This is a genomic window from Pseudoduganella sp. R-43 (assembly GCF_049913255.1).
Classification (GTDB): Bacteria; Pseudomonadota; Gammaproteobacteria; order Burkholderiales; family Burkholderiaceae_D; genus Rugamonas.
In genome coordinates this window covers 671,901-692,972 of sequence record NZ_CP183988.1, presented here as the reverse complement: position 1 = coordinate 692,972, position 21,072 = coordinate 671,901, and the positions used below count along the sequence as shown (strand labels likewise).

At 64.3% G+C, this 21,072-nt stretch carries 23 protein-coding genes; 6 read left to right on the top strand and 17 right to left on the bottom strand.

Annotation, left to right across the window (positions count from 1 at the left end; translation table 11 throughout):
• Positions 1–2: 2 nt before the first annotated feature.
• Genes gspE through gpmA form a run of 15 tightly spaced genes read right to left on the bottom strand, consistent with a single transcriptional unit; the run spans position 3 to position 15,669 of the window.
• Complete coding sequence (gene gspE / locus ACN9M3_RS03290) at positions 3–1,427, bottom strand: type II secretion system ATPase GspE (protein WP_426167527.1); 1,425 nt, start codon at positions 1,425–1,427, stop codon at positions 3–5.
• A gap of 9 nt (positions 1,428–1,436) precedes the next feature.
• Positions 1,437–3,644, bottom strand: a complete 2,208-nt coding sequence (gene gspD / locus ACN9M3_RS03285; RefSeq protein WP_426167525.1) for a type II secretion system secretin GspD — start codon at positions 3,642–3,644, stop codon at positions 1,437–1,439.
• Positions 3,644–4,417, bottom strand: coding sequence for a type II secretion system protein N (locus ACN9M3_RS03280; RefSeq protein WP_426320520.1), 774 nt, complete (start codon positions 4,415–4,417; stop codon positions 3,644–3,646). Before ACN9M3_RS03280 ends, gspD begins: the two co-directional genes overlap by 1 nt.
• A complete protein-coding gene (gspM, locus tag ACN9M3_RS03275; protein ID WP_426167521.1) occupies positions 4,414–4,932 on the bottom strand; it encodes a type II secretion system protein GspM in 519 nt (172 codons plus the stop codon). The genes ACN9M3_RS03280 and gspM overlap by 4 nt, the downstream gene beginning before the upstream one ends.
• The gene (gene gspL / locus ACN9M3_RS03270) at positions 4,932–6,164 is read right to left on the bottom strand and encodes a type II secretion system protein GspL (protein ID WP_426320518.1); all 1,233 of its coding nucleotides are present in this window, start codon (positions 6,162–6,164) and stop codon (positions 4,932–4,934) included. The genes gspM and gspL overlap by 1 nt, the downstream gene beginning before the upstream one ends.
• A 19-nt stretch (positions 6,165–6,183) precedes the next feature.
• Complete coding sequence (gene gspK, locus ACN9M3_RS03265; RefSeq protein WP_426167517.1) at positions 6,184–7,164, bottom strand: type II secretion system minor pseudopilin GspK; 981 nt, start codon at positions 7,162–7,164, stop codon at positions 6,184–6,186.
• Positions 7,161–7,832 (bottom strand): PulJ/GspJ family protein, encoded by a 672-nt coding sequence (locus ACN9M3_RS03260; RefSeq protein ID WP_426167515.1) that lies wholly within the window; start codon positions 7,830–7,832, stop codon positions 7,161–7,163. Before ACN9M3_RS03260 ends, gspK begins: the two co-directional genes overlap by 4 nt.
• Positions 7,829–8,191, bottom strand: coding sequence for a type II secretion system minor pseudopilin GspI (gspI, locus tag ACN9M3_RS03255; protein WP_426167513.1), 363 nt, complete (start codon positions 8,189–8,191; stop codon positions 7,829–7,831). Before gspI ends, ACN9M3_RS03260 begins: the two co-directional genes overlap by 4 nt.
• A 3-nt stretch (positions 8,192–8,194) precedes the next feature.
• Positions 8,195–8,689, bottom strand: a complete 495-nt coding sequence (locus ACN9M3_RS03250) for a GspH/FimT family pseudopilin (protein WP_426172107.1) — start codon at positions 8,687–8,689, stop codon at positions 8,195–8,197.
• Positions 8,661–9,095, bottom strand: a complete 435-nt coding sequence (gspG, locus tag ACN9M3_RS03245) for a type II secretion system major pseudopilin GspG (RefSeq protein WP_426167511.1) — start codon at positions 9,093–9,095, stop codon at positions 8,661–8,663. The genes ACN9M3_RS03250 and gspG overlap by 29 nt, the downstream gene beginning before the upstream one ends.
• Positions 9,096–9,132: 37 nt before the next feature.
• Positions 9,133–11,259 carry an amidohydrolase family protein gene (locus ACN9M3_RS03240; RefSeq protein ID WP_426167509.1) on the bottom strand — a complete coding sequence of 709 codons (2,127 nt, stop codon included), beginning with the start codon at positions 11,257–11,259 and terminating at the stop codon, positions 9,133–9,135.
• 15 nt (positions 11,260–11,274) lie between these two features.
• Positions 11,275–12,027 carry a HesA/MoeB/ThiF family protein gene (locus ACN9M3_RS03235; RefSeq protein WP_426167507.1) on the bottom strand — a complete coding sequence of 251 codons (753 nt, stop codon included), beginning with the start codon at positions 12,025–12,027 and terminating at the stop codon, positions 11,275–11,277.
• Entirely contained in the window at positions 12,028–13,434 is a 1,407-nt protein-coding gene (locus ACN9M3_RS03230) for a S41 family peptidase (protein ID WP_426320514.1), read from the bottom strand.
• A gap of 16 nt (positions 13,435–13,450) precedes the next feature.
• Complete coding sequence (locus ACN9M3_RS03225) at positions 13,451–14,911, bottom strand: murein hydrolase activator EnvC family protein (RefSeq protein WP_426172106.1); 1,461 nt, start codon at positions 14,909–14,911, stop codon at positions 13,451–13,453.
• 11 nt (positions 14,912–14,922) lie between these two features.
• Complete coding sequence (gpmA, locus tag ACN9M3_RS03220) at positions 14,923–15,669, bottom strand: 2,3-diphosphoglycerate-dependent phosphoglycerate mutase (protein WP_426167503.1); 747 nt, start codon at positions 15,667–15,669, stop codon at positions 14,923–14,925.
• Positions 15,670–15,772: 103 nt separating this feature from the next.
• On the opposite strand from gpmA, the gene ACN9M3_RS03215 reads away from it, so the two are divergent.
• From ACN9M3_RS03215 to ACN9M3_RS03190, 6 genes are all read left to right on the top strand, one after another.
• On the top strand, positions 15,773–16,171 hold the full coding sequence (locus ACN9M3_RS03215) for a rhodanese-like domain-containing protein (RefSeq protein WP_426167501.1): 399 nt from the start codon (positions 15,773–15,775) through the stop codon (positions 16,169–16,171).
• A gap of 10 nt (positions 16,172–16,181) precedes the next feature.
• Positions 16,182–16,442 carry a glutaredoxin 3 gene (grxC, locus tag ACN9M3_RS03210; RefSeq protein WP_057265991.1) on the top strand — a complete coding sequence of 87 codons (261 nt, stop codon included), beginning with the start codon at positions 16,182–16,184 and terminating at the stop codon, positions 16,440–16,442.
• A gap of 139 nt (positions 16,443–16,581) precedes the next feature.
• Positions 16,582–17,073: a protein-export chaperone SecB gene (gene secB / locus ACN9M3_RS03205; RefSeq protein WP_426167498.1), complete on the top strand. Its 492-nt coding sequence runs from the start codon at positions 16,582–16,584 to the stop codon at positions 17,071–17,073.
• 85 nt (positions 17,074–17,158) lie between these two features.
• A complete protein-coding gene (locus ACN9M3_RS03200) occupies positions 17,159–17,605 on the top strand; it encodes an SH3 domain-containing protein (protein WP_426320511.1) in 447 nt (148 codons plus the stop codon).
• A 5-nt stretch (positions 17,606–17,610) separates the two neighbouring features.
• Positions 17,611–18,639 (top strand): NAD(P)H-dependent glycerol-3-phosphate dehydrogenase, encoded by a 1,029-nt coding sequence (locus tag ACN9M3_RS03195; RefSeq protein WP_426172105.1) that lies wholly within the window; start codon positions 17,611–17,613, stop codon positions 18,637–18,639.
• 53 nt (positions 18,640–18,692) lie between these two features.
• Entirely contained in the window at positions 18,693–19,961 is a 1,269-nt protein-coding gene (locus tag ACN9M3_RS03190) for an ATP-binding protein (protein WP_426320509.1), read from the top strand.
• Here ACN9M3_RS03190 and ACN9M3_RS03185 read toward each other — a convergent pair.
• Both ACN9M3_RS03185 and aqpZ read right to left on the bottom strand, forming a co-directional pair.
• Complete coding sequence (locus ACN9M3_RS03185) at positions 19,942–20,274, bottom strand: cupin domain-containing protein (protein WP_426167492.1); 333 nt, start codon at positions 20,272–20,274, stop codon at positions 19,942–19,944. The genes ACN9M3_RS03190 and ACN9M3_RS03185 overlap by 20 nt on opposite strands.
• Positions 20,275–20,321: 47 nt before the next feature.
• Positions 20,322–21,011: an aquaporin Z gene (gene aqpZ, locus ACN9M3_RS03180; RefSeq protein WP_426167490.1), complete on the bottom strand. Its 690-nt coding sequence runs from the start codon at positions 21,009–21,011 to the stop codon at positions 20,322–20,324.
• Positions 21,012–21,072: the final 61 nt, after the last annotated feature.

Sequence of the window (21,072 nt, the reverse complement as noted above, 5' to 3'; positions counted from 1 at the left end):
GCTTAGTCCTTCGTCACGCGCAGCAATTCAGCCGGCGTGGTGACGCCCTGCTGCAGCCAGCGCTCGCCGTCTTCACGCATGGTGATCATGCCGCCTTGCTGCTGCGCGGTGGCGCGGATCTCCGCTTCCGAGGTGCGGTCGTGGATCTGGGCGCGGATATGTTCGTCCGTCTGCAGCAGCTCGTAGATGCCAACGCGGCCCTGGTAGCCGGTATTGCCGCAATGTTCGCAGCCCACGGCTTTCCATTGCGTGCCGTCGAATGTCTTGCAGCTCGGGCACAGCTTGCGCACCAGGCGCTGCGCCAGCACGCCAAGCAGGGAGGACGACAGCAGGAAGGGCTCGATGCCCATGTCCAGCAAACGGGTCACGGCGGCAGCGGCGTCGTTGGTGTGCAGGGTCGCCAGCACCAGGTGGCCGGTGAGCGATGCCTGCACCGCGATCTGCGCGGTTTCCAGGTCGCGGATCTCGCCGATCATGATCACGTCCGGGTCCTGGCGCAGGATGGCGCGCAGGGCCTTGGCAAAAGTCATGTCGATGCGCGCGTTGACCTGGGTCTGGCCCACGCCGTGCAGGTCGTATTCGACCGGGTCTTCCACCGTCATGATGTTGGTGGAGGTGTTGTTCAGCATGGACAGCGCGGCGTACAGCGTGGTGGTCTTGCCGGAGCCGGTCGGGCCGGTGACCAGCACGATACCGTGCGGCTGGTTGATCAGGCTGTTGAACTGCCCCATCATCTTTTCGCTCATGCCGAGGTGGGACAGGTCGAGGCGGCCCGCTTCCTTGTCCAGCAGGCGCAGCACGGCGCGTTCGCCGTGGCCGGTCGGCAGCGTGGAGACGCGCACGTCCACCGGCTTGCCGCCCACGCGCAAGGTGATGCGGCCGTCCTGCGGCAAGCGCTTTTCGGCGATGTCCAGCTGCGCCATGATCTTGATGCGCGAGATCAGCGAGCCGTGGATCGCCTTGCGCGGACGCACGATGTCGCGCAGCGCGCCATCGACGCGGAAGCGCACCACCGAGGTCTGTTCGAATGGCTCGATGTGGATGTCCGAGGCGCCGTCGCGCAGGGCTTGCGTCAGCAGGGCATTGATCATGCGGATCACCGGCGCGTCATCGGACGATTCCAGCAAGTCTTCGATGGCCGGCACGTCCTGCAGCAGCTTGGTCAGGTCCAGGTCGGCGTCGAATTCCTCCGCCACCTGCGAGGCGTCGCCGCTGGCGCTGGCGTAGGCGGTGGCAATCGCCGCCTCCAGGTCGGCGCGCGACAGGTGCTTGAGGTTGATGCGGCCAAAGCGGCGCGATACTTCCGCAATCGCCGACGCAGGCGTGGCGGCCGACATCATCACATCGACCGCGTGCTCGGCTTCGGCGCTGGGCTGGGCCAGCACCAGGAAGTCGCGCGCAAAGGCATAGGGCAGGAGGTTGGTCATTGCTCGCTTTTACTGTTGCTGTTGCTTCTGTTCAGGCACGGTGTGCGGCGCCGGCGGAATCGGGCGCACCATCTGGCCGCCTCCATTCGGCTCGCCGTTCACCAGTTGCGGCAGGGTTGGACGACCCAGGTCTTGCACCACCATGCTCGGTTCTGGCTTCGACGCTTCTTGCGAGGCGCGGATAAAGTCATAGCGGTCGGCCGTCAGGCTCGTTTGCTGCTCGCGGTTGCGCACCACTACAGGGCGCAGGAACACCATCAGGTTGGTTTTCTTGCGTTGGCGCTTCTGGTATTTGAACAGGTTGCCGATCAAAGGAATGTCGCCCAGGCCCGGAACTTTCTCCACGCCTTCACTGGTGTCGTCCTGGATCAAGCCGCCGAGGACCAGCACCTGACCGTCGTCAGCCAGGATATTGGTCTCGATCACGCGGTTTTTCAGGATCAGGCCGCTGCTCGAAGGAACGCTATTGTCGATGCTCGAACTTTCGTTGTAGATCGCCAGCTTGATGGTGCCGCCTTCGGAAATCTGCGGGCGCACTTTCAGGGTAATGCCGATGTCCTTGCGATCCACGGTCTGGAACGGGTTATTGTTAGTGCCCGAAGTGGTGGTGAACGAACCGGTCACGATCGGCACGTTCTGGCCTACCTTAATGGTCGCCACTTCATTATCAAGCGTGATCATGTTCGGCGTTGACAGGATATTGCTGTCGCCGTCCGAGCCAAGGGCATGGGCAATCGCGCCCAGTCCCAACTTGCCGTTGGCGAGCTGCTTGAACACGCCCAGAGTCAGGCCAGCGCCTGGTGGAGTCAGCTTCGTGATGTCTGTGGTGTTGGCGATGTTATTCAGATTAATGATGTTGTTGCCCGAATCGGTCGCGAACGAGGTGCCGCCGCCGACTCGGTAGGTGCTGCCGGAGTTGCCGCTCAGGCCCGCCCACTGCACGCCGAATTCGGACAGCTTTTCAGCGTTCACTTCAACGATCATCGACTCGATGTAGACCTGTGCACGGCGCACGTCGAGCTGGTCGATCACGGCGCGCAAGTTGCGGTACACGGCTTCCGGCGCGGTGATGATCAGGGTGTTGGTGGTGGCGTCGGCCTGGATATAGCCTGCCGAACCGCCGGCGCCGGACGACTGCGAGCCGCTGCGGCTGCCGCTTTGCAGCGCAGGATTGCTCGGGCCGTTCTGGCCGCTGCCCGATTGCGAGGAAGAACCGAGGCCCGACTGGCCCATCTGGCTGTTGCCGCTGCCGGCGCCGCCCAGCGAAGACAGGCTGCCGCTATTGCTGCCGGACTGGCTGCTGCCGCCGTCGCCCGACACCACGGAGCGCAGGGTTTCCGCCAGCTTGGTCGCTTCGGCGTTTTTCAGGTAGACCACATGCACATTGCCGGCTTGCGCGGTCGGCTGGTCCAGTTTCGAGATCAGGGACTTGGCCAGGTTGGCGCGTGCGGCCGAAGGCGCGCGCACCACCAGCGAGTTGGTGCGTGGGTCCGGCACTAGGGTGACGCGGCCGGAGTCGCCGCCGGCGCCCGGTTCCATCAGCTTGTTGATCATGGCGGCCAGGTCGCTGGCGATGGCGTAGCGCACCGGCACCACGTCCAGGTCGGCCGACGACGGCGCATCGAGCGAGGCCACGATCTTGGCCAGGCGCCTCAGGTTGTCCGAGTAGTCGGTGATCACCAGGGTGTTGTTGCCCGGGTTGGCGTTGATGGTGTTGTTGGGCGTGATCAGGGGGCGCAGCACGGTCACCAGGTTGGCCGAGTTCTCGTGGTTCAGGTGGAATACCTGGGTCACGATCTGGTCGCCCTGCGGGCTTTTCTGGCCGCCGATCACGGTCGGCGAAGCCTGCAGCTTGGCTTCCGCTTCCGGCACCACCTTGGCGTAGCCGTCGCCGCTGACGATGGCATAGCCTTGCAGGCGCAGCGCGGAGGCCAGCAGCTGGAAGGCTTGCGACTTGGTGATGGATTTTTCCGAGACCAGGGTCAGCGTGCCTTTGACGCGCGGGTCGATCAGGAAGGTGATGTTGGTGTAGTGGCCGACGGCCTTGATCACCGATTCGATGTCGGCGCCGACAAAATTCAGCGCGGCTTCGTCATTGGGCTGAGCCCAGGCCGGCACCGGAGCGGCGGCGGGCGCCAGCGCACAGCACAGCAGCGCGGCAGCGCTCAGGCGGCGCAGCGCCGGGAAGGGGGTTGGGCTTGCAGTGTGTGTTTTCATTATCGGAACTCTAGTGCAATGACGTTTTTAACGCTGTTTGGCTTACGCTGGCCCAGCATGCTTAACAAGCCGCCAAGCTGGTCTTCAAATCCTGTTGCTGCTTCCGCCTGGCCGGAAAACTCCAGGCGGCCTTGCGCAAACTTTCCCGCACCGCTTAACAGCAGCGGGCCGCGCTGCGAATTCAACGCCAGCGCGGCTTGCTGGCCCTTCCAGTCGAAGGCCAGCTGGTAGCTGCCCAGGGGCTTCACCGGCGTCAGGCGCGACGACATGTCCTGCATTTCCAGCGTGGTGCGCCCGTTCAGCGACATCGCCTGCCCTTCGCGCGCCAGGTGCAGCGAAGTCCAGGACAATTTCATGCGGCCGCTTGGTGCCAGCGTATTCAATGGCGCGCCCAGCCCCGCCAGGCCGTCGGCCGGCAGCATCAGGGCCGCCGGGCTCACGTCCCAGCTGTTCCAGCCGCCGCGCAGCGTGACCGGCTGCGTCAGGGCGTCCGGATTTTGCAGTTCCATGTCGACGCTGCCGAACAGCACCAGCGGCGACAGCCGCCAGCTGAAGCGTCCCGGCAGCAGCGGCGTGACCGCGCCATCCTTGCTGGCGGCGCCGCCGATGAAGGCCGAGCCGCGCCACAGCGTACCCTGCGCATCGCCCAGGGTCAAACGGCCGCCGCTCTGGCTTTCCACCATTTGCCCCATCCAGCTCGCGGGCAGGAACACCAGCACCGTCAGGCCTGCGCTGAGCACGATGGCCAGCAACCACAAGACTGCGCGCTTCATTGCGGGGAAGACTCCTGGCGCAGGGTCAGGTTGGCGTCCACCTGGCCAGCCGGTCCTTGCTGCGTCATGCTGCCTTCCTGCACCACCACGCGCTGTTCGCGCCGCATCGCATCGAGCCAGGTCACCAGGCCGGCAAACGGCACGCCCTTGAATTCCACTTTAATGTAATCGCCCGTAACTGCCAGGTTTTGCGTGGCCAGGCCGGCCGCTTGCAGCCGCGCCGCCACACCGTCCTTGCTCAGGGGCTGCGGCTGCACCGGCGGCTGGGCCGCCAACTGGGTGGCCTCGCCGGCCAGCGCCTGCAGCTCCGCCACCTGCTGGTTCAGTTGCGGCAGCTCCTTCTGCAGCTTGGCGCGGCCGCTCAGCGCCGGATCGATCAGCACGCCCCACACCAGGCCAAGGGCGAGCACGATGCCGCCGACGGCCAGCATGCGCTGTTCCTGCTCGGTGCGTGCGGCCCACCAGGCGTCGGCAGCGGCGCGGTAGCCGTTCATGGCGTCGTTCAGTTTTGCCATTATTTGCCCCCCGCCTTCACCAGCCACACGCCAGGACCGCTTTCGGTGGCGCTCATCTTGCGCTGGGCCAACGCGGCCTGTACCTGCGCCATCGCGTTGGCGTCGACGCTGTTCGGCTTGAACTTGACCGTCATGCTGCGTTCCTTGTACTCGATGCCTGCCACCGCCTCGCGATTGGGCAGCACGGCCAGCGCTTCGCCCAGCACCGCGCTCATATTGGTGAATTCATCAGGCGTGCCGCCGCCGCTGCTGGCGCGCGCCACGGCGATATTGCGGCGCATTTGCGCCGCCGGGTCGCCGGTGACCGGCTGGTTCGGATAAGCCGCGCGGAACACCTGCACCATGTTCTGCCTGACGGCGTCTGCTTCGCGCTTGAGGCGCATCCATTCCCAGTTCATGCCGACGATATTGACCAGCACAGCCGCGACGGCGATGCGGTACGGCCATTTCCAGCGCGCCCAGGCGCGGGCGGTGGCGCCGCTGACGGCGCCCAGGCCGGCAGCCAGGTCGAACGGCACCGCTTTCGCCGCCGCGATGCGGTGCGCCCAGTTGTCTTCTTCAACCGTGATGCCCGGCACATTGGCTGCCGCAGCGGCATATTCCGCGCGCTGGGCCGACGCCACGTACAGCGTGACCGGGGCTTCGCCGGCCAGGGCGCGCAGGGTGTGCAGCGCAGGTTCGGGGGCATTGGGCAGGGTCAGGCCCAGGCCTTCGTTGGGCGCGGTGCGCAGGGTCAGCTCCAGGCCCGCATCGTCCACGCCGAGGGCCGCCGACACGCTGCCCGGCGCCAGCGGCAGGCTCAGTTGCACCGGCAGCGCCGCCACGCCATGCGCGCCTTGCGCCACCAGTGCCTTGACCAGCACTTCCAGCCAGGCACGGTTGGCCACGGCCACCACGCGCTCGTCGCTGTCGCCGCTGGCGGGGGCCAGGGCCAGCACGCAGTCGGCTGGGTCGCCCAGGACCTGTTCTTCCACCAGGTTGGGCAGGGCGGCCTTCAGCCGGGCGCCCGACAGCGGCGGCATCTTGACCTTCAGTAGCGAGACATCGGCGGCAGCCAGCAGCAGCACCACGCGACGCGCCGAGGACACCAGCTCGCCGAGGTTGCCCAGCGCGCCGGCGCCCTGCTGCATCACGTTGCCGCCGTCGCCCACCAGCGCGAACTGGCAGCTGGCCGGCACGCCGTTGTCGGCGGCTGCGGCGCGGGCCGGATACCGAATGTAGAGTGTTGTCAAAGCTGGCCTTCCCTGTTCCTTAAATTTCCCGTATCCACACCACCTGGGTGCCGTTCTGGTCGCGATGGATCAACGACCACGACACCAGCTCCGCCCGATCCAGCTTCACCCGGCTCATCACCAGGAAGTAGTCGCTGCGGCAGTCCATGTCGCTGTCCTGCAGCAGCGGCGCCTTGCCGGCGTTCTGCTTGAAGTTGCTGACGTTGAGGAAGGGAGCGCGCTTGCGCGCCACCACCAGGTTCTGCCCCTCCGACACCGAACCGTTGATCAGAGCCGCCAGCACTTCCGCCGGCGCCGTGTTGACGTTGATCGGCGTCGCCGCCGGCAGGACGACGACAAAATCGCGCAGCCTGTCGATGGCTTTCTGGTCAAATCCCGACACCGACAGCAAATCCTCGGCCCGCAGCATCTTCATCGGCTGCCCGCTGCCCGGCGCTACAGCCTCGACGTCCGGCGTCGGCGTGCCGCCGGGTGGCTGCTGCAGCAGGCCGGCGCCCTCGCTGCGCGCCACCTGGGTCGCCACCACCTTGGCCAGCGCAGGGTCAAGCTGCAGGACTTGCAGCAGCCGCGCAAATACCGCCACCTGTTTCTTGTTGATGCCGCCGGCGCCAGTCGTGCTGGCCAGATTCGCAAGATTGTAGCGCGATTGTGCGTCGTAATTCTGTCCGGAAATGGTCGCGTCGAAAGTTTCGCCCTCGATCTTTTCTCGCTTGACGAAGTCGTCGAGCCGGGTTTCCGCCAGCGGCGTGGCCCACAGGCCGTCGGCGCGCGTCATGGTACGGCTATCGAGCATGTCCTGGCGCAGGATAAGCCTCGCCAGATCAAGGCCGGAACGCACGATCCAGCGCGTCTGGGAATGCAGGCGCTGGTTCTCGATCGAGCGCACCTGCACCTGCTGCTGCCAGAACAGGCTGGCCACGATCGTCACGGCCAGGGTGGTTAACAGTAGCGCCGTAACAACAGCTACGCCGCGCTGGCGGGACTGGAAGCGTCGTTTCATACGGACCCCAGCTGGAAAACCTTGACCAGGGGCGCCGGCTGGCCCTGGATCTGCAGCGAGATTTCAAGCCCCGTCGGGCCTTCGGCCTTTGGCCCGGCCCTCGGGTTGATGTCCTTGCACTTGTTCGGGTCGGGATCGGCGCATTTCACGCCATCGGCAGGCGAAGCCGTGGAATTGTTCGGCTGGCGCCAGCCGCCGCCCTCCCATACCCGGAATTCCATGCTGGCGACGCCGCTTTGCAGGCCGACCGGCGACTGCGGCCCCGATTGTTCCAGCGCGGCCTTCCACAGGGCGTCCAGCTCGATCAGGTCGCGCGCGCCGCGCGACTCGGTGCGCGACAGCAAGCCCTCGCGGATGGTGTAGCTGACCACCTGCAGCTGCGAAGCGGCATTCTCGACCATCACGGTGCGCACGAAGACCAGGCGGTTGCTCTCGGCCAGCAGATTCTGGCGCTCGCGCAGCAGGGGCTTGTCGGCAATCTGTTCCAGGTCGCTTTGCATCTGGGCGAAGGTGAGTTGGGTGCCGCGTGTCTGCTCCATGTTCTGCGTGAGCTGTTCGCGCGAGCGCACAATGCCATCGAGCCCGCGCCATCCCAGCACGGCGACAATGGCCAGCACGGTGATCGCCACCAGCAGTTCGATCAGGGTAAAGCCGCGCGCGTTCTTCATTCCTGCAGCACCAGTTGGTTCAACGACGTGATGCGCCGTTCCGGCGCGCTGGCTTCATAGACGCTCACTTCGATGCGGCGCATGCGCGGATTCGGCAGCGTGAACACCACTTCTTCACAAATGAAATTGAAATCGGCTTGCGGACACTCGAAGGTGGTTTTCCCTGGCGCCGGCCATACCTTGGCCAGGCGCACCTGCACCATGCGGTTTTCCGCCGACCAGATGGCCATCATGTTGGTGCGCAGTCCTTCGCTGTTCTGGGTCAGGCTGCCCATGGCGCGCAAGGCGGCGCCCAGCGCGGTGCAGACGATCAGCAGCGCCACCAGCACTTCCAGCAGGGTAAAGCCTTTTTGCCGCATTCTTCAGTCCACCGTGAAATGGCCGACGCCGTCGGCACGGATGATGGCGCGCAAATCGCCGCTGGCCATGGTCAGCGTGAATGGGCGGTCTACCGGTTCGCGGCCAAAGACGATGCGCATGGTGCCGGGCACATTGGTCGGCGGGTCCAGCAGCAGCGTGATCGGGGTGAACTGGAATGGGCGTTCGCGCAGCAGGTCGTCCTGCGGCAGCGTTTCCCAGGTCTTGTCGTTACGCACCAGGAAGCGGTAACTGTCCTGCCCCGCTTCGAAGGCGATCGGCCGGTTGCGCACGATGGCTTCGTCGCGCGCCAGCTGCATCAGGAGCGCGATGCGCTGCGCTTCCTTTTGCATGGCTTGCGCCTGGGACGGCGCGACATTCATCACGGTCAGGCCGAGCGTGATGCCGATGATGACCAGCACCACCAGCAGCTCGATCAGCGTGAACCCCGCCGAGTGCGCTGCCGAACGCTTAGATTTCCCAGGAACCGATATCTGCATCGTCGCCGCTGCCGCCTGGCTGGCCGTCGGCGCCATAGGAGAACACATCGATTTCACCTTTTACGCCCGGGGACAGGAACTGGTACGGATTGCCCCAAGGGTCCTTCGGCATTTTTTCCAGGTACGGCGCTTTCCAGCCATTGGCGGCAGGGCCGGCGGTCGGCTTGGCCATCAGGGCCTGCAGGCCCTGCTCGGTAGTCGGGTAGCGCTGGTTATCCAGCTTGTACATCTTCAGCGCCTGCATGATGGTGGAGATTTCGACCTTGGCGGCGGCAGTCTTGGACTGGCCCACGCGGTCCAGCACCTTAGGCAGCACCAGTGCCGCCAGCACGCCCATGATCACAACGACAACCATGATTTCGATCAGCGTGAAGCCGCCGGAGCGGCGTTTGCTTGGTTTTTGCATAAGATTCATTAGAAATTAAACTGGCAGTATAAGTGATTCAATCGTGCTTGCGGCCAATTGCGCCAGCGCGGCGCAACAGGCCGTCGTTCGAACCCGCTATATTGGCAGGTACAGCTTCCAACGGCTGCAACCCCGGCAAATCTCGGACGAAAGGCTTGATGCCGAGCGCCTCGTCCACTTCCTTAGGATAGATCACCTGGCCGCGCGTGATGACGGCGGATACCTTGCGCAAGTCCTCGATATTCCTGGTCGGGTCGCCGTCGACCAGCACCAGGTCGGCCAGCTTGCCGGTTTCGATGCTGCCGCGGTCGGCGCTGGTGCGGGTGTAGCGGGCGCCGTTGCGGGTCGCGATCTGGATCGCTTCGGCCGGGGTCAGGCCGGCTTTCACCAATAGGGCCAGTTCCGAATGCAGGGTGAAGCCCGCCAGGTCGTCGGTGCCAGCCACGATCGGCACGCCGGCCTTGTGCAGGGTGCCGACGAATTGCACCATCTTGGCGAAAGACTTCTCGTAGCGCGCCTGGGTGGCGGCATCAGGGATCTTCATGGTGCCGACGTGGAAGCCGCGCGCCACGTCGGGCGGCATATTGCCTTCCACTGCCGCCCATGGCTCGTTGACGTCGCCATCCTTCTGCTTCAGGAAAGCGAAGGTCGCCAGGGTCGGGTCGATCACGATCTGCTTTTTCTTCAGGGTCGCGACAAAGTCCTTCACCTCCTTCGAATTGAAGTCCAGGCCGGCCACTTTTTCAGCCGGCAGGTAGAAGCGTTCCAGGCTGCGCGTTTCCACGCCCGGCTTGAACAGGAAGTTCAGCATGACCTGGTTGATGTGCTGCAGCTCGTCGTAGCCGGCGTCCAGCGCCTGCTGGGCGCGCAGGCCGGCCGGCACGTGGCCGGAGACGCGCATGCCGCGCGAGTGGGCGTAAGCCACGGTGTCCTTCAGGATCTCTTTCGGGAAGGAGTTGTAGATCTTGAGCTGCGGATAGCCATGCTCGGCGTACCAGTCGATGGCGCGCTTGGACTGCTCCAGCGTTTTCACCACGAAGCCGCCATTGGACGAATACGGGCTTTCACCTTCCAGGAAGCCGGCCGGCACGATCTGCGGCGCCAGCAGCTTGCCGTCGGAAGTCTCGTCGATCATCATCTGCAGCTGGGCGTTGTCGTTGCCCATGTCGCGCAGCGTGGTTACGCCGGCGGCCACGTGCAGCGCGCCTTCCCAGCGGCCGATGTGGCCGTGCATGTCGAACAGGCCTGGCAGCATGATGCGGCCGGCGGCATCGATCTCATTGACGGCGCCGCGCACCGGCGAGCCGGCCGGCATGATGGCGGCGATGCGTCCGCGCAGCACGTACACGTCGGACGGCGCGCCGACGGTGGCCTTGTTGCTGTCGAAGATGCGGGCGTTCTTCACCACGGTCAGGCCTTGCAGCGGGTGCTGCAGCTTGGCCGCCAGGTCTTTCAGCATGTTTGCTTCGGCGCTTTTCTGGCGCTCGGCCAGGACCTTGCCGTTGTCCTGCCAGCCTTCGATGGCGAACACATAGGTGCCAGGCTCGATGACGGCGAACAGGGAAGGATTGGCGCCCTTGGTGATCCACAGGAATTTGGGGCTCAGGCCAAGGCCGGTCTGTGCCACCAGCTGCACCTGCTGCGACTGGCCCTTGGGACCGGCAACCTGCACTTCATCGAGCACGACCTGCTTCAGGGTGCCCGATGGCAGCAGCGGGATGGTGCCATCCGGCGTCCTGGCCAGCGCGGCGATTGCACGCGAATCGACTTCGAAGCTGCCGTTCAGCGCTACATAGACGGCCGGGCCGCGCACATCCTTCGCGCCCTGTTCGGTGGTGGACTTCCACTGCGCCTTGTCGCCGTTTCGTTCGAAGACCTCGTCCACCACGGCGCCAAAGGTCGAATTGCCCTTGACGTGGTATTGCGACATGGTGCCGTCCGGCGCCAGGCGGAATTCCTCCGTCAGTTCGGGGCCGCGGCCGTTGTCCTTGTAAATGTAGCGAACCTTGGTCAGGCCGTCGTCGTGGTTTTCCACCACCTGCTCGCCCATCTGCTTGCCGTTGTTCTCGGAAATGATGACGTAGCGCGTGGTTTGCGTGACGGCTGCCTGTGCGCTGAACGCGCTTGCAATCGCCAGCGCCAGGACGGCGGAAACTCGCTTCATTGATGGATCTCCTGTTTATTGATGTTGTGTCCCGCACACAGGACAGGCCTCGTTGCGGGTGATGCTAATGCTGTTCCACTCCATGCGCAATCCATCCAGCAGCAACAGGCGGCCTGAGAGCGACTCGCCAATGCCCATCACCAGCTTGAGCGCTTCGGCAGCCTGCATGGCGCCGACCACGCCCACCAGCGGCGCGAACACGCCCATGGTGGAGCAGGCCACGTCCTCGAACGGCTGGTCTTGCGGGAACAGGCAGGAGTAGCAAGGCCCCGCCACCCGCGTATCGAACACGCTGACCTGGCCATCGAAGCGGATCACGGCGCCCGACACCAGCGGCACGCGATGCGCCACGCAGGCGCGGTTGACGGCATGGCGGGTCTTGAAATTGTCGGTGCAATCGAGCACCACGTCGTGCTGCGCCACCAGCGCCGCCAGGCGCGCGTCGTCGACGCGTTCGACCAGGGCGTTCACCTGGCATTCGGGGTTGATGGCATTCAGCGTGGCGCGCGCCGATTCGGCCTTGGGCTGGCCGACACGCTCGGTGGTGTGGGCGATCTGGCGCTGCAGGTTGGTCAGGTCGACGCTGTCATGGTCGACGATGGTCAGCTGGCCGATGCCGGCCGAGGCCAGGTAGAGCGAAGCCGGCGAGCCGAGGCCGCCCGCGCCGATCACCAGCGCCCTGCCCTGCAACATCGCCTGCTGCCCCTCGATGCCGATTTCATCGAGGAGGATATGGCGCGAATAACGCAGCAGCTGCTGGTCGTTCATTTACTTGGCAGCCAGCTCAGGCCTGGATGTCTTGACCGGCAAGCCCTTGAAGTGGCGCAGCGCCTGTTCCAGCTGGAAGTCGTCCTTGCCGCCGAACTCGAAAGGCTTCTGCTTTTTCGCAGCGGCCAGCAGGCGCTGTTCTTCTTCCAGTTCGTCGCGGCGGATCCGGCCTTCCTTGTCTTCTTCGCCGTCGCCGTTGGCCAAGTGCTTCTGCAGGTCGGCTTCGCGCAGGCGCAGGCTGTTGATGGCGTCGCCTTCCGCCGTTTCATCGACCAGCACGTCCGGCACGATGCCCTTGGCCTGGATGCCGCGGCCGTTCGGCGTGAAGTAGCGCGCCGTAGTCAGCTTGACGGCCGAATCGGCGGTGATCTGGCGCAGCGTCTGCACCGAGCCTTTGCCGAAGGTCTGGCTGCCCATCACGATGGCGCGCTTGTAATCCTGCAGGGCGCCGGCGACGATTTCGGAAGCGGAGGCGGAGCCGCCGTTGACCAGCACCACCATCGGCACCGTCTTCAGCGCGGCTGGCAGCTTGGCCAGCGGATCGCCGCCGCTGCGGGTGGCATAATTCTCGGAAGTGGCGTGGAAAGCCTGCTTGGAATCGGCCAACTGGCCGTCGGTGGACACCACCAGCGCATCCTTCGGCAGGAAGGCGGCCGACACGCCGACCGCGCCCTGCACCACGCCGCCCGGGTCGTTGCGCAGGTCCAGCACCAGGCCCTTGATGTTCGGATTCCTGGCATACAGGGCGCCGAGTTTCTTCGCCATGTCTTCCACCGTCGGCTCCTGGAATTGCGAGATGCGCAGCCAGGCATAGTCCGGCTCCACCATCTTCACCTTGACGCTCTGCACGCGGATCTCCTCGCGTACGATGGGGATCAGCAGCGGCTTGTCTTCATCCTTGCGCGCCACCGTCAGCACCACCTTGGTGCGCGGTTCGCCGCGCATCTTCTTGATGGCGTCGTCCAGCGGCAGGCCTTTCAGCGGTTCGTTATCGAGGCGCGTAATCAGGTCGCCCGCCTTGATGCCGGCGCGCCAGGCCGGCGAATCCTCGATCGGCGCCACCACCTTGATGTAGCCGTCCTCCACCCCGACTTCGATGCCGATGCCGACAAACTTGCCGTGGATGGATTCGCGCATTTCCTTGAATGCGGCCTTATCGAGATAGGTGGAATGCGGATCGAGCGAGGAAACCATGCCGGCGATGGCGTCCTGCAGCAGCTTCTTGTCGTCGACCTGTTCGACGTAGTCGGATTTGATCAGGCTGAAAACTTCGGACAGGGTGCGCAGTTCTTCCAGCGGCAAGGGCGTGGAAGCCTTTTGCGCAAGGGCGGAAAACTGCATCGAGACGGCGATGCCAGCCACCATACCAAGGCCGACCAGGCCCAGACTCTTCGTTTTGTTGCCCATTGATTGCTTTCCGCCGCTAGAACTTGACCCACCCGGCCGGATCTATCGGCTTGCCCTGGTGGCGCATTTCAAAGTATAAACCCGATTCTTCGTAACCGCCGGTATTTCCAACGGTGGCGATCACCTCGCCTGCTTTCACCACGTCGCCGGCGCGTTTCAGCACAGACTCGTTGTAGCCGTAGCCGCTCCAGTATTGACCGCCGTGGTCGATGATAATGAAATTGCCGTAGCCGCGCAGCGAGGTTGCGTACACCACGCGGCCCGCCGCCACGGCGCGCACTTCGGCGCCGGCGGCGGCCTTCACCACCATGCCTTTCCAGGCCACGCCGTCGGCGTTCTTGCTGCCGAAGCGCTTGTCCACCTTGCCGGCCACCGGCGCCGGCAGCTCGCCCTTCAACCTGGCGAACACGCCGTCCGGCACCACTGGCGCCAGTGCCACCTCGGATGGACGCGGCGACTTCTCGTCGCGCTGCTCGGAAGGCTCCGGCTTGGCGGCGACCTTCGGTTCGTCCTCGACCGGCGGCGGTTTCGGCACCGGCTTGCCGGCCTTTTTCGCTTCCTGCGCCAGGCGTTCGCGCTCGGCCTGCGCCTTGGCGCGGGCCAGCGCACGCGCTTCCGCTTCCGCCTTGGCCTTGGCGGCCCGTTCGGCGGCCAGCTTTTCCTGGCGTGCCTTTTCAGCGGCGGCGATGCGCGCCTGTTCTTCGATCAGCTTGTTCAGTTTATCGACCAGGGCATCCAGGCGCTGGGCGTCCTGTTCCATGCGGCCAGCTTCCTTGCGCTGGGCGACCAGCTTCTTGGACAGGCTGGCCAGGGCAGCGGCGCGACGGCCCTTCTCCTGTTCCAATTTCGCTTTCTGCTGCTTTTCTTCCTCGGCGATTTCGTCCAGTTCCTGCTTGGCGTTTTGCGCCTCGGCCTGGTTTTCTTCGACCTTTTTCAGGTTGGCGCGCAGCGAATCGAGCAGGCGTGCCTGCGACTGCGACACATAAGCCATCAGTTGCAGTTCGCGGTTGATGCGGTTGGGATTGTCGCCCGAGAGCAGCAGCTTGATGCGGTCTTCATTGCCGGCCACGTACTGCTCGCGCAGCAGCTTGGCCAGTTGCTGCTTCTGCGCCGCCACCGTGGCGGACAGGCGCAGCTGCTCGGCGGCCAGTTCGGCCACCTTGCTATTGATCTGGGATTGCTCCGCCGCCAAGTCGCGCAGGGTGCGATTGGCGTCGGAAATGGCTTCCTCCGACTCGGCCAGCGTGTCGGCCGCGTCTTCCTTGGCGCTTTCGGTCTTGCCGATTTCCGCCTTCAGGTTGGCCAGCTTGCGCGCCAGCGCCGCCCGCTCCGTCTCGGCGGCAGCCTTTTGCTTGCTGCGTTCGGTCGGCTTGGGCGCCTTGGCGGCGTCGGCGCCATGCACGGCGCCCAGCGCCAGCAGCAAGGCCAGCGCAACGCCACGCAAGTTCCAGACGCGACCCGGGCGAGTCGGATGCAACGCCACGGGGATTACTTGGCCTTGCCCTGGTTGGCCACGGCAGCCTGGGCGGCAGCGATGGCAGCGGGGTCGCCCAGGTAGTAGTGCTTGATCGGCTTCAGGTCGGCATCCAGTTCGTACACCAGAGGCTGGCCGTTCGGGATGTTGAGGCCGACGATGGCCTCGTCGCTGATGCCATCGAGCATCTTGATCAGGGCGCGCAGGCTGTTGCCGTGGGCCGAAATCAGGATCTGCTTGCCGGCCTTGATGGCTGGGGCGATTTCATCGTCCCAGGCCGGCATCACGCGCGCCACAGTATCTTTCAGGCACTCGGTCAGCGGGATGGCATCCTTTGGCAAACCGGCATAGCGCGGGTCGTTGAAGGAAGTGCGGTCGTCGCCGGCTTCCAGCGCTGGCGGCGGGATGTCGTAGCTGCGGCGCCATACCAGCACCTGCGCGTCGCCGAACTTGGCGGCGGTTTCGCCCTTGTCCAGGCCTTGCAGGGCGCCGTAATGACGCTCGTTCAGGCGCCAGTCATGCTTGATCGGCACGTACATTTCATCCATCTCGTCCAGGGTCAGCCACAGGGTGCGGATGGCGCGCTTGAGTACGGAGGTATAGCACAGGTCGAAGGAGAAGCCGGCATCTTTGAGGATTTTGCCGGCAGATTTGGCTTCGTTGACGCCTTTTTCGGTCAGGTCCACATCGGTCCAGCCGGTGAAGCGATTTTCCAGGTTCCAGGTGGACTCGCCGTGACGCATGAATACGATTTTGTACATATAGCTATAACAATAGAATTGGAAATGGGTGAAAATCGCCGCCGAAGCCACGAACAAGCATCTATTTTATAATGCTCGGATTAAGTTCAACCATTGGATTACCGTGAAATTCATCATCGACAATATTTTTCTGATCGCCATCGTCCTCTTGTCCGGCGGCGCCCTGCTGTTCCCGGTCCTGACCCAGCGCGGTAAAAAAGCCTCGCCGGCCGAAGTCACCCTGCTGATCAACCGCGGCAAAGCCGGCATTCTCGATGTGCGCGCCAAGGACAAGGCCGAAAGCCGTATCATCGATTCCAAACACATCCCGCTGGCCGAACTGGGCAACCGCATGGACGAACTGAAGAAGTTCAAGGACAAGACCCTGGTGGTGGTATGCGATAAAGGGATCAGCGCCTTCAGCGCCGCCCGCATGCTGGAAAAGTCCGGTTTCTCCGACGTTGTCGTGATGGAAGGCGGGATTGATGCCTGGAAGTCGCAAAACCTGCCGCTGACAAAGTAAAGGAGTTGCCATGACTGCCAACGTTACCATGTACAGCACCCTGGTGTGCCCGTATTGCGTGCGCGCCGAACGTTTGCTGGAAAGCAAGGGTGTCACCGCCATCAACAAGATCCGCGTCGACCTCGACCCGGCCCAGCGCCAGCTGATGATGGAAAAGACGGGCCGCCGCACGGTGCCGCAGATCTATATCGGCGATACCCACGTTGGCGGTTTTGACGATTTGTACGCTTTGGACCAGGCTGGCGGCCTCGACCCCTTGTTAAAAGGTTAAACGGCCCCAAATACAACGGACAAGCGGGCGAAACGTTGGAAAATAAACTAGTTTTGCTACAATTGCCGTCGCGTTTGACTTTGGCTTACCCCCGTGGCCTGGACAAGCATTAACTATATAACTGATACGAAAGCGTTCCATGTCTGAAGAAAACCTGCAACCTGTATTCCAAATCCAACGCGTCTACCTGAAAGACATGTCGCTGGAACAGCCTAATTCCCCAGCTATCTTCCTGGAACAGGAAGCCCCTTCGATCGAAGTGGCGCTGGACGTTGGCGCTGAGCCGCTGTCTGACGGCATCTTCGAGTCCACCGTGACCGTGACCGTGACTGCCAAGATCAAGGACAAAGTCGCTTTCCTGGTTGAAGGCAAACAGGCCGGTATCTTCGAAGCCCGCAACATTCCAGCTGAACAGCTGGACCCACTGCTGGGCATCGGCTGCCCGAACATCGTGTACCCGTACCTGCGTTCGAACATCGCCGACATGATCACCCGCGCCGGCTTCCCTCCGATCCACCTGGCGGAAATCAACTTTGAAGTGTTCTACCAGCAGCGCCTGGCAGCCATCGCCCAGCAGCAAGCTGCTGAAGCTGGCGCCACCCCGGTCGAAGGCTCTGCCACCGTACAGTAATACTTCTGCGCTATCATGGGGAACCACGGTTCCCCCGCATGCAAAGGCCCCAGTGGGCCTTTGCGCATTTTTAAGGTATTAATTGATGAATTTACGCCGAATTGTCGCCATCGCCGCATCGCTGCTGGCTTGCGCCAGCGCCCAGGCTATCGACTACCGGTCGGTCGGCGCCAATCCTGCCGTGCTGTACGGCGCCCCCTCGACCCGGGCGGCCAAGCAGTACATCGTCCCCTCCGGCGCCCCGCTGGAAGTCGTGCTGACCTATGGCGAGTGGGTCAAGGTGCGCGATATGGCCGGCGACCTGGCCTGGACCGAAGCCAAGGGCTTGAGCATCAAGCAGCGCAACGTGATCGTCCGCGCAGCCAACACCAGGGTACGCGGCGCGGCCGACGATACCTCGCCTGTGGTGTTCATCGCCGACAAGGGCGTGCTGCTGGAACTGGCTGAACCGGCCGCCAACGGCTGGACCAAGGTGAAGCACCGCGACGGCCTGGTCGGCTATGTGCGCAGCAACGATATTTGGGGTAATTGAGCAAGATGCTGCAAGAAGGCAAACGCAAGATCAGCGTGCTGGGCGCCGGCGCCTGGGGCACCGCCGTCGCCATCGCTGTTGCCGCGCGCCACGAAGTGGTGCTGTGGGGCCGCGATGCCGCCGCGATGGCCGAGATGGCCGCCGCCCGCGACAATAGCCATTACCTGAAAGGCTTCCCCTTCCCGCCTGCGCTGCAGGTGAGCTCCGATTTCGATGCCGCCGTGGCCCATGCGGGCCAGGATGGCTTGCTGATTGCCGCCTGCCCGGTTGCCGGCCTGCGCCCCTTGCTGCAAGCACTGAAAGGCAGGCAGATTCCGAACATCGTCTGGCTGTGCAAAGGCTTTGAATACGACACCGGCATGCTGCCGCACCAGATCGTGCGTGAAGTACTGGGCGATAGCGTGCCGGCTGGCGCACTGTCCGGCCCTTCGTTCGCGCAGGAAGTGGCCAAGGGCCTGCCTTGCGCCCTGACCATTGCCTCCAGCGATGCCGCCCTGTGCGAGCTGGTGGTAGGCGCCGTGCACGGCGGCACTATGCGCGTCTACTCGAGCGACGACATTGTCGGCGTGGAAGTGGGCGGCGCCGTGAAGAACGTCCTGGCCATCGCGACCGGCGTGGCCGACGGCATGGGCCTGGGCCTGAACGCCCGCGCCGCGCTGATCACGCGCGGCCTGGCCGAGATTACCCGCCTCGGCACCGCCCTGGGTGGGCAAGTCGAAACCTTCATGGGCTTGACCGGCATGGGCGACCTGATCCTGACCTGCACCGGCGACCTGTCACGCAACCGCCGCGTCGGCCTGGGGCTGGCGCAGGGCAAGTCACTGGAAACCGTGGTCAAGGAGCTGGGCCATGTGGCCGAAGGCGTGCCCTGCGCGAAAGCGGTGCGCGAACTGGCGCGCCGCCTCGGCGTGGAGATGCCGATTACAAACGCCGTCGCCAGCGTGCTGTTCGACGGCTTGCAACCGGCCGACCTGGTGCAAGGCTTGCTGGCGCGCGACCCGCGCTCGGAAAACCAGGTGCCGCCAGTTAAGTAGCATCGTCGCGCTCGCCATCCTATAATCGGCGCATCCCTTCAGTGGAGGCGACGATGATCAGTTCCGCGAACCTGGCCGAAACGCTCGAGATCGACACGACGATGGCGGACAAGTGGCAGCAAGTCCTGGACTTGCTGGCCCGCCTGCTGCACGTGCCGGCCGCCCTGATCATGCGCGTGCAGCCGCCCAGCATCCAGGTATTCCTGTCCAGCCATTCGCCCGGCAATCCCTACGAAGAACATGAACTGGCGCCGCTGAATACCGGCCTGTATTGCGAGACCGTGATGGCGCGGCGAGGCGAACTCCTGGTGCCGGATGCCTTGCAGGACGCCGCCTGGTGCGCCAATCCCGACATCAAGCTCGGCATGGTTTCCTACCTCGGCCTGCCGCTGGTCTGGCCTAACGACCACGTGTTCGGCACCATCTGCGTGCTGGACCGGAAGAGGAATCCCTACGACGATACCCAGCGCGCACTGCTGGAGCAATTCCGCGGCCTGGTCGAACGCGACCTGCGCCAAGTCTATGAACGGCGCGAACAGGCGCTGCGCGATGCCGCGCTGCTGGAACAGATGGTGGCCACTGCCAAGCTGGCCACCATCGGCCGCCTGGTCGGCGGCATCGCACATGAGCTGAACACGCCGCTCGGCAATATCGTGCTGGGCTCGTCCTCGCTGGCCGCGCGGCTGGACGATATTTTGCAGCAGGCCGAAGCCCGCTCCCTGTCGCAATCGAATTTGCGGCGCATGCTCGACGAAGGGCGGCAAGCCTGCGACACGATCGAACGCAATAGCACGCGTGCCGGCAACCTGCTGGCCAGCATCAAGCAGATCGCAGTGGACCAGGAGGGGCAGCCGCGGCGCCGCTTCGACCTCGACGAAACGGTGGCCCACGTCGCCAGCGCCACCGCGCCCTCGCTGCGACGCGAAGCGATCAGCCTGACGGTGGATATTCCTGCCGGCCTGGAAATGGACAGCTACCCAGGCCATATCGAACAGGTCCTGGTTGCCTTGCTGGACAATTCGGCGCGCCATGCCTTTGCCGGCCGCGAGGGACGCTGCGTGCACATTGCCGCTACGCGCCAGGGCAGCGACGTGGAGCTGGTGTATACGGATAATGGCTGCGGCATCGCCGCCGATGCGTTGCCGCGCGTGTTCGAACCGTTCTACACGACGCGGGTCGGCGAGGGGGCGCGCGGGCAGGGCCTGACGATCGTGCTGAACGCCGTGCAAGCGATCCTGAAGGGCAGCGTACGCCTCGACAGCAGGCCGGGCGACGGCGTCCGGTTCACCTTCCGCCTGCCGCTCAATCCTCCAGCACAATAGTCAACAGCAGCAGCGCATCGGTGTTGGCGCGCAGGGCGTGCGGCGCGCCACCTTGCAGGTAGAGCATTTCCCCGCCGCGCAGGATGGCGGTGCGGCCATGCGCATCGAACGCCACCTCGCCTTCCAGGCATTGCAGCGTGATCTGGCCCTTGACCGCATGCTCCGGTACCGCACGGCCGGCCGGCACGGTCATGCGGATCAATTCCAGCTGCTCCGTCTTGGCCAGTGCGATGGAAGAAAACTGCGACAAGCTTTCACCGGCCTCGCGGCCAATCCGGACCACTTGCCCGGATGATGCATGCGGTAGCGCCATATACCCTCCCTGGATTGTCCCAATGATAGCAGTTGGCGCCGCCGCACTTATTTCTGTTCGTCGCCAATGAAGCGGTAGATGCCTGCGCCGACGCCGGCGCCGATGATCGGCGCCACCCAGAACAGCCACAGTTGCGCCACCGCCCAGCCGCCGACATACAGCGCGACGCCGGTGCTGCGCGCCGGGTTGACCGAGGTGTTGGTGACCGGGATCGAGATCAGGTGGATCAGGGTCAGGCACAGGCCGATGGCGATCGGCGCAAAGCCAGCCGGTGCGCGCTTGTCGGTTGCCCCCAGGATGACCACCAGGAAGAAGGCCGTCATCACCACTTCCGTGACCAGGGCCGCCACCAGGCTGTAGCCGCCCGGCGAATGCTCGCCATAGCCGTTGGAGGCGAAGCCGGCGGCCACGTCAAAACCTGCCTTGCCGCTGGCGATCAGGTACAGCACGCCGCCCGCAGCAATGCCGCCCAGCACCTGCGCCACGATATAGCCCGGCAAATCCTTGGCCGGGAAGCGGCCGCCCAGCCACAGGCCGACCGATACCGCCGGGTTCAAATGACAGCCCGAAATGTGGCCGATGGCAAAGGCCATGGTCAGCACCGTCAGGCCGAAGGCCAGCGACACCCCGTGCAAGCCGATCCCCACCCCGGGAAATGCCGCCGCCAGCACCGCACTGCCGCAACCGCCCAGGACTAGCCAGAACGTACCGAAGAATTCCGCACCCAGTTTTTGCATGTCACGCCTCCGTTGACGATTGGTAATTTTGCAAACAGATTAACTATAAATGGCGGAAATG